The sequence below is a fragment of the Bacillus thermotolerans genome (assembly GCF_000812025.2).
GTDB lineage: Bacteria > Bacillota > Bacilli > Bacillales > Domibacillaceae > Quasibacillus > Quasibacillus thermotolerans.
The window spans coordinates 48,335-56,392 of the sequence record NZ_JWJE02000026.1 but is presented as its reverse complement, the minus strand read 5'-3'; the positions used below and the strand labels follow the sequence as shown (position 1 = coordinate 56,392).

The window sequence follows — 8,058 nt, the reverse complement described above, 5'->3', positions numbered from 1 at the left end:
AGTCTTTTCTATAAATGGTGTCAACGCCAATAAAACGCTGAAAAAGGGTTCGGAATAAGACTATTCCGAACCCCTTTTGTCTACAAACTGAAACCACTTCCTAGTAACCTTAGGAAGTGGTTTTTTATGTTGTCAAAATTTCCTTTCTTATATAATAAATAGGGACACCTTTATTAATATAGTGGTTGTTGATCAGGACAAGACGGAAATCCGTGTATATCCTGAATCGTATACAGATCATACTGCATTAAGGCGAATTGTGCTTGATACAGGTATTGCATAATAAGAAGCTTTCCAGCAGAGACACCGCATAAAACCCCTGAAGCTCCTGTGCCGTCTATGAATGAGACTCCAATAGGCTGATCGATTAAGTATGGGACTTTCTGTTGCCAAGGCATAGCTGATACTCCTTTTACCCTATTGTATAACCTATAGAGCTTTTAAGTGCTTGTATGAATTTAGCAGGTTTGAACATGTGTACCGTTTAGTGCATAGGTTACTGTATCTATTAAATTTATGCAGGGAGTCCAATATGAGTAGACATTATTTCAATCCAAACACGAGAGCTTCTAGTGTGGTTGTTTCAGTAACAGGCGATGTAAATGGTGACTTGATCCCCGATATTGTATACGTGACTGGTTACAGAGAAACAGATGTTTCCATTATACAGAATATGACACTCGGAATCCGGGATGGAGCCACAGGAGTGTCTGTGAATATTCCTCTGAAGAAAAATATGGGATATGATCCTATACTGTTTTTAGGAGATTTCACGGGGGATGGGATCAATGATATTTTAATTGTCATCCCTACAGGCGGCAGTGGGGGAACGACAAATAGCTATGTTTATTCCTTCGTTAATAACGAACCACGTTTGTTGTTCGATTCTGATGGGTTTAACCAAGCGTACCAATATGATGTGACCTACAAAGATAACTACAAGGTAGAAGTATTTAGTAAAAGAGATGATACAAGATATATGATCGATCTGTCACTAAGAGAGCCTGATTACTTAAATCAGATATATGATGTGGATGGTAAATTAAAGATGCCTGTCAGTGGGTGGGTGGACCCCATAAGCGGTTTATACCCGGTTGATTTTGCATTTGATAATATGTATGATCTAATTGCTTATCAGCAGATTGCTGGAACATACCATGCAGATTCTTTAGGTACTATTCAAAGCAGGTTAAAATGGAACGGCTTTATGTTTATACTGGACTACCAGGATTTAGCCATTTATGGATCCCAAGGATAGGCTGCTTTAAATGTATTAAGTATTGTGATGAGGAGTAATGAAGACGCTCTTTTTTATGCAGATTTTAATTCGGCCAGCATCATTCCAGTAAGAATATGACAGAAAAATAAAAAAGAATAGCATAATAAAACATTGAACTGAAATACAAACTGTTTGGTAATTGTGAATGCTCTCTAGCCAAGGATTGCTTTAGTATAGTTTTATTACTCACACCGCCAAAAAACTTGTGTCGATCGAAGAGGCAGAGGGGCTAAAATAAAGACTTTCAATCAATCTGACTTTAATAATATAAATGTAAAAATGACCCTTGATGAATATGTTTCAAGGGTCATTTTTTGCTATGGATTATACTATTAGAAAATTTCATAGAAATTGTAGGACGCTGTCGCTTTATCTACTGGGAGTTCCAGAGAAGAAACAAACATAAAAGAATCATCAAATTAAATTATTTACAAAGTGACTTTGCCGTGATAAACTACATTTGGGTGTTCTTTTAAACGAACAAAATGTTGTTTGTTTAGAACTTATTATCAGAAAGGTGAGGTGGAATAGCTTTAGTATATAAAGCGTATTTTGAAAAACGAGATATATCTGCCATTAAAAGTTGGGATCGATAAAAATTTTTAAGATGATTGTTCTTTATAAAGAACAAAATTACTCGTGATAGAAATAGTTACTCCCACTAAAGAAGAGACAATTAGTTATAAAGGAAAATATTTTTTTGGAGAGAGTTGAATAGTCATTCAGGAAATGCAGCAAATATTTGGATGATGGCCGTATTGCTAATTTAGCATACGCCGATGGTCATCTAGCTGTTGAACTGTTAAACCAGATGGTTAAGCATCTGAAAGAATTAGTAGGGTGAGGGAATGAGATGCAGAATTTTGATCAATTGCCAAAGTCGATTAAAAGAGCAGTACGGTACATCAAGCAGGATGCCTCTGAAGAAAAGCTAAAGCAAATTAAATACATCATGGAGAGGGCATTCCAGTTAAGGGAAGAAAAAAACCGAAGGAATATAACAGCGCCTAAGTAGCTGCTTGCTTATAAAGAAGTAAACCAGTGCATTGCTATAGAAATCAACTGCCTTAAGCAGTAGATACTATATATTTTTGAAATGAAAGCAGGGGGGCAACTTGATTGGGGCAAACATAAAAAAATTACGCCAAGAGAAAAATCTTACAATATCGGAATTTGCAAAGCGATCCGGAGTAGCGAAATCCTACTTGAGCAGTCTTGAAAGAAACAGTCAATCAAATCCATCCATAGAAGTTTTAATAAAGGTCAGTAAAGTTCTAGGCGTTTCAGTGGATGACTTGATTGAGTATGATGACTGAATAGCATTTAAGTCATTAACGTTCATTATCATACTTGTTACACCGCTTGCTTAATTCCTGTTTTACTAGCTCTTTCTCCCACTCGGGATAATTGTGATTTAGTATCCATTTTAATTGGTGTTCGTCTAGAGTAGATATCAATTTACGGAAGAAAAACCTTTTTACTTTATTTGCTATGTTCATCTCCAACCTTTATACACTGTCTATTTTAGCTATTGTTTTTTCTTAGAATTCATTCAGATATGAAAGCCCAGTTTTCAATAAAAAACTTTATCCCACTTGTTCCTGATTAAGAAATATTTTTTGCTTGTTCTTTTATGCAAAAAATGTATACCAGATTGCAAATAGAATTGTATCATAAATCAAAATCCGGAACAAATTCTGCTGAAATCGGACATTCCTAACTATTTATAGAAACGTCTATAAGCAACAGAAAGAAAGTTTTTTATTATGCTCCATTATTAACAAAGGAGAGGTTTTTTTTGAAGGATCATACAAAGAAACTCCGCGTAATGAGCAAGAGACGAAAGAAAAAAATGCGGACTATATATTTCAGGATCGTTCAGGCAGAAGATGGCCCATCGTAGTGATCCTTTCACTTATCTCATTTAGCCTGATTATAACCGTCATATCAGTCGTTGCTTATACTTTATTTAAAAGTCCAAATCTTTCTGATGTAAGCTTTAATGAACCCGTTAATATCAGTCCTCTAAATGAACGATTACTTAACCAAAGTTCGGATACAGCTGATGTGGATTTAAATAGCAGTACATATCCAAAAATTGATAAAGGTGAAATTTATGGATTCTATGTAAAGGATATTGAGCATTCAGGGGGTTCCCTGGAAACCAACATTGATTCTATGGGAGTGCTTGTTCCGAATTGGTTTACTGTAAAATCTGATGGCTCGATTGTAGAAGAATCGGAAAAGAGTATTGATTCTTTAGCTAGAAAAAATAAAGTCAAATTGATGCCTCAGCTCTCCATTCCGGATGGACAACATTCTCAAGTGATGAACGTGGTGGCCAATCCAGATTCTAGAACAAAGCTAGTAAATCAGTTATATGAACAGGTTAAAGTTGCTGACTATCGAGGAATGACTATTGATTTTAACGGCATAGAAAGTGAGCACAGGGAAGCTTTTACTGCATTTGTATCTGAACTGTCAGCTGTGTTCTCTAAAAATGGCCTCGAAGTTGCTTCCGTGGTTACAACTGACAGTGAAACATATGACTACGCAGCCCTTTCAGAATTTGCTGATCGTATCATTGTTAATCTTTATGGTGAACATCATAATGCCACACAACCGGGACCTATTGCATCCAATGAGTGGACCCAAAGGATGTTAAATGAATTACCTATCCCTGAAGAACAGTTAATCATTAGCTTCGGGAGTCATGGTTACGACTGGAACATTGGAAAATCAGAACAGACTCAATATCTCACACGTGAAGACGTTATGAAATTAGCTTCGGAGAATAACATCGACGTACAATGGGACCAATCCAGTGGAAATCCATATGCAAGATATAAGAAAAATGGTCAGGAACATATTATATGGTTTTTAGATGGAGCCACATTATATAACCAATTAATGATTAGCCTGGACTATGGAATCAAAGGGGTAGCCGTTAGCACGCTTGGTTATGAGGAGCCTTCGACATGGACATTATTACAGCATTCTGATCAACTGGACCAATATGTGAAAGGGTTAAATCATATTAAGCCTGTACTTCCCATCGTTAACGAAGGAGATGATGAATTCATTAACGTTACTTCTGCAACGAATGCAGGGTTACGACAGATAGAGGTAGATAGAAATGGTTTAATTCAGGCTGAAACGTATAAGCAATACCCTATTCCTTACTACTTCAAAAAGTATGGTGGTTCACAAGGTAAAAAGATTGCGATTTCATTTGATGATGGGCCTGATGCAGAATATACGCCTAAAATACTGGATATTTTGAGTGAAAAAGGGGTAAGAGCTAATTTCTTTGTTATTGGAAAGCAAGCAGCCCTTCATCCTGAAATTGTAGAACGGATGTATCGAGAAGGGCACGAAATCGGCTCACATACGTTTACCCATTCAAATATTGCCGAAGATAGCCCATTAACTTTACAAATGGAACTGAATTCGACTCAGTGGTTAATTCAGGAGATTACCGGACATTCAACGAGCTTATTTCGTCCGCCGTTTACGACCGATGCTGACTACGGTCCCGATGAACTGAAGAATGTGGCTGCCTTTCAAAATATGGGCTATACATTTGTTGGGTCATTAATAGACAGCCGGGACTGGGAATCGGAATCAACTGATGAGATTGTTAATAAAGTCATGAATAGGCTTGATAGTGGAAACATCATTCTGTTTCACGATTCCGGAGGTGACCGGTCGGCAACTATTGAAGCCCTGCCGATTATTATTGATCAGCTTCGGAAGAATGGATATGAATTGGTTGCGGCTAGTGAGTTGGCCGGAAAGACCCGCAGCGACTTTATGCAGCCAGTGAGTGAAAGTACAAATGCCTATATGGCATTTTATAAGATTGCTGATTCCATTTATATATTTGTCGTTACGTTCGTCAAGTGGTTTTTTATTATTAGTATCGCACTCGGAATTTTGCGTTTGCTATTCTTATTATTCTTTAGCATGAAGCATAATAGAAGATATAAAGCCAGAACTAAGCTGGGAAAGAGGAGTCCAGACTTTGCTCCGTTTGTTAGCGTAATTATCCCGGCATATAATGAAGAAAAAGTCATTAAGAATACGATTGAGTCTATCTTAAGAAGTGATTACGCAAATATTGAAATTGTCGTTGTTGACGATGGTTCGACTGACCATACAGTCAATGTAGTTACTCGGTATTTTAAACAACATCCAAAAGTTCGTCTAATCCAAAAGTCAAATGGCGGGAAACCATCTGCCATCAATAAAGGCTGCAGTGAAGCGAATGGCGAAATCATTATCATTTTTGATGCTGATACGTCGATCGCGGAGAATGCCATTTCATTGCTTGTTGATCACTTTACTGATGAAAAGGTAGCAGCTGTAGCAGGGAATGTGAAAATTGGGAATGTAAGAAACATCATGACCATGTGGCAGCATGTAGAATACGTAACAGGTGCTAATTTAGAGAAACGAGCGTTTGATGAACTAAATTGTATTACTGTCGTACCTGGAGCGATAGGTGCATGGCGTAAACGTGCGATTGCCGAAATCGGCTATTTTGAAGATGATACGTTGGCTGAGGACACAGACATTACCTTGAAACTCTTGCGCAAAGGACACCGGGTGACCTTTGAACCGAATGCGAATGCTTATACAGAAGCGCCAGAAAACATCAAGAGTTTCATCAAGCAGCGTTTCCGCTGGACTTATGGCATCTTTCAATGCATGTGGAAGCATCGTGGTGCTTTGTTTAATCCAAAGCAAAAGGGGTTAGGATTCATTGGGATACCAAATATGTGGTTCCAGTATGTCGTACAGGGCTTAGCTCCGCTGGCAGATTTATTCTTCATCGTTGGTTTATTAATCGGAGACACATCTACAGTCCTTGGATTTTATCTAGCCTTTCTCATCGTAGATTATTTTGTCGCACTTTATACCTTTAAATTGGAAAGGATAAACGTGAAACCTTTGTTACTACTATTTATCCAGCGATTTGTGTACCGTCAGTTTTTCGCGTTTACGATCTGGAAATCCGTTATCTTTGCTTTAAGGGGAGTATTAGTCGGATGGAATAAATTGAAGCGCTCTGGACATGCACAGCTGCCGGCTAAACAGTTAGAAAAGAATGCCTAGTTAAAATTAGAGGGGAAAAGCAAAAATATGATGAAGAGGAGAATGGTGTACTTGTTAAGTATTACTGCTTTTGTGACTGCAACATTCCTATTGTTCAACCTATTTAACAGACAGTCAGAGGCAGATGAAAAATATGTATTTTCCTACATTTATAATGATAGCGGTAGTCAACATACTGAAAAGCATATTGAAATCGTTAAAAAGGCTGGGGATACTGCTCATACCGTGTCCCCGTCCTACTTTAACTTAAATGCTGAAGGAATGATAGAAAACCCGGCAATCGTTGATCCTTTATTCATTAAAGCCATGCACGAAGCCTCCATTAAAGTTATTCCTTACTTAAGTGATCAGTGGAATGAGACAAAAGCCAAGGCAGCTTTTCTAAATAAGAATCAGCTGATTCCTCAAATGCTCGATTTAATTGATCAATACAACTTAGATGGTGTCCAAATAGATATCGAACATGTCACAGAGGAGGACAAAGAAGGCTATATAAATTTTGTGAAAGAATTAAGAAGCAAATTACCAAATCAAAAGGAGCTATCTGTTGCAGTTGCTGCTAACCCGAATGGGTGGAAGGAAGGGTGGCATGGTGCTTATGAATATGCTGAGTTAGCCAAATACAGTGACTACCTTATGCTGATGGCATATGATCAACACTCAATGTCCAGCCGAGAACCAGGTCCTGTTGCCAGTCTGCCTTTTGTTGAACAGTCCATTCAATATGCTTTATCTGAAGGAGTTCCTCCTGAAAAAATACTGCTGGGGATCCCTTTTTACGGAAGAATTTGGAGTGAAGATGGGAGCATTTCAGGGCTCGATGTGTCTTTAGAAATCGCAGAAGATTTAATTAAAAAATACAATGGAGAAGTCAGCTATGACCATGAATATGAGTCCCCTGTTGCTTACATAACTATTAGTCCCGAAGATGAGTGGACTATACTAGAGAAGTGGAAGGTGCCGCTTACTCCGGGAAATTATACATTATGGTATGAAAACATGAATTCTTTAAAGGTGAAACTCCAATTAGTACAAAAATATAATTTAAAAGGCACGGGAAATTGGAGTCTTGGTCAGGAGACGGAACAAGTTTGGAATAATTATAAGCAGTGGTTGAATACGCCGGAGGAGAAGTGGTAGCAAAACACACCGCCTGCAGTGTGTTTTGCTCGTAAACCTGAGCCTTGTGAGTTTCTCTCACCTGTCTCGTTCATCTCGCAGAAATCTATGCGTCTTTTATTCTAATCAACGACGGTTTATGAAGGATGGATAACCACATAACTTTCACATACATAAGAGGACAGACACTTTCAAACAGTCATATTGTCTGCATCTTTTTGTTGGTAAATTGAATGAAATTGCTTTTTAATAAATGTTTTAGCCTAGTTTCAGTTGCTCTTCTTTCCTTCTTTTTCTGACATTCAACCTGTATGAGCGTTAAGCTGCTTTCCTTCATTGATGAAAATTTGTAAATCTGAAAAAATGCTTGTACTTCAAGACCTTAATAGGTAACGAAAAAATGCAGTAAATGGCACTTCAGGAACTGTTTTGAACCAAACGACATAAAAAGCGAAAATCGATATCTAAAAGCAGCAAAAAAAAGCGGCATAAAAATAAAAAAGTGTGTTATAATTTGTCGGGAAAGTTGAAATTTCAATGAC

At 37.7% G+C, this 8,058-nt stretch carries 6 protein-coding genes; 5 read left to right on the top strand and 1 reads right to left on the bottom strand.

From position 1 onward, the window contains the following. Positions 1-173: 173 nt before the first annotated feature. Positions 174-398 carry a hypothetical protein gene (locus tag QY97_RS11280; RefSeq protein ID WP_039237486.1) on the bottom strand — a complete coding sequence of 75 codons (225 nt, stop codon included), beginning with the start codon at positions 396-398 and terminating at the stop codon, positions 174-176. A gap of 134 nt (positions 399-532) precedes the next feature. Here QY97_RS11280 and QY97_RS11275 point away from each other — a divergent pair, with 134 nt between their 5' ends. The 5 genes from QY97_RS11275 to QY97_RS11260 all read left to right on the top strand — a co-directional run bounded on the left by QY97_RS11275 (position 533) and on the right by QY97_RS11260 (position 7,537). Beyond that, positions 533-1,258: a hypothetical protein gene (locus QY97_RS11275; RefSeq protein WP_039237485.1), complete on the top strand. Its 726-nt coding sequence runs from the start codon at positions 533-535 to the stop codon at positions 1,256-1,258. Between the two features lie 874 nt (positions 1,259-2,132). Next, positions 2,133-2,294 (top strand): hypothetical protein, encoded by a 162-nt coding sequence (locus tag QY97_RS20670; protein ID WP_166701691.1) that lies wholly within the window; start codon positions 2,133-2,135, stop codon positions 2,292-2,294. A 100-nt stretch (positions 2,295-2,394) separates the two neighbouring features. Next, the gene (locus QY97_RS11270; RefSeq protein ID WP_039237490.1) at positions 2,395-2,595 is read left to right on the top strand and encodes a helix-turn-helix domain-containing protein; all 201 of its coding nucleotides are present in this window, start codon (positions 2,395-2,397) and stop codon (positions 2,593-2,595) included. A 751-nt stretch (positions 2,596-3,346) separates the two neighbouring features. After that, positions 3,347-6,397, top strand: a complete 3,051-nt coding sequence (locus QY97_RS11265; RefSeq protein WP_157761892.1) for a glycosyltransferase — start codon at positions 3,347-3,349, stop codon at positions 6,395-6,397. 27 nt (positions 6,398-6,424) lie between these two features. Then, the gene (locus tag QY97_RS11260) at positions 6,425-7,537 is read left to right on the top strand and encodes a glycosyl hydrolase family 18 protein (protein ID WP_083965859.1); all 1,113 of its coding nucleotides are present in this window, start codon (positions 6,425-6,427) and stop codon (positions 7,535-7,537) included. Positions 7,538-8,058: the final 521 nt, after the last annotated feature.

Coding starts and splice junctions, on each gene's coding strand:
- QY97_RS11260 (WP_083965859.1), top strand. CDS start 6,425: ATGATGAAGAGGAGAATGGTGTACTTGTTAAGTATTACTGCTTTTGTG.
- QY97_RS11280 (WP_039237486.1), bottom strand. CDS start 398: ATGCCTTGGCAACAGAAAGTCCCATACTTAATCGATCAGCCTATTGGA.
- QY97_RS11275 (WP_039237485.1), top strand. CDS start 533: ATGAGTAGACATTATTTCAATCCAAACACGAGAGCTTCTAGTGTGGTT.
- QY97_RS20670 (WP_166701691.1), top strand. CDS start 2,133: ATGCAGAATTTTGATCAATTGCCAAAGTCGATTAAAAGAGCAGTACGG.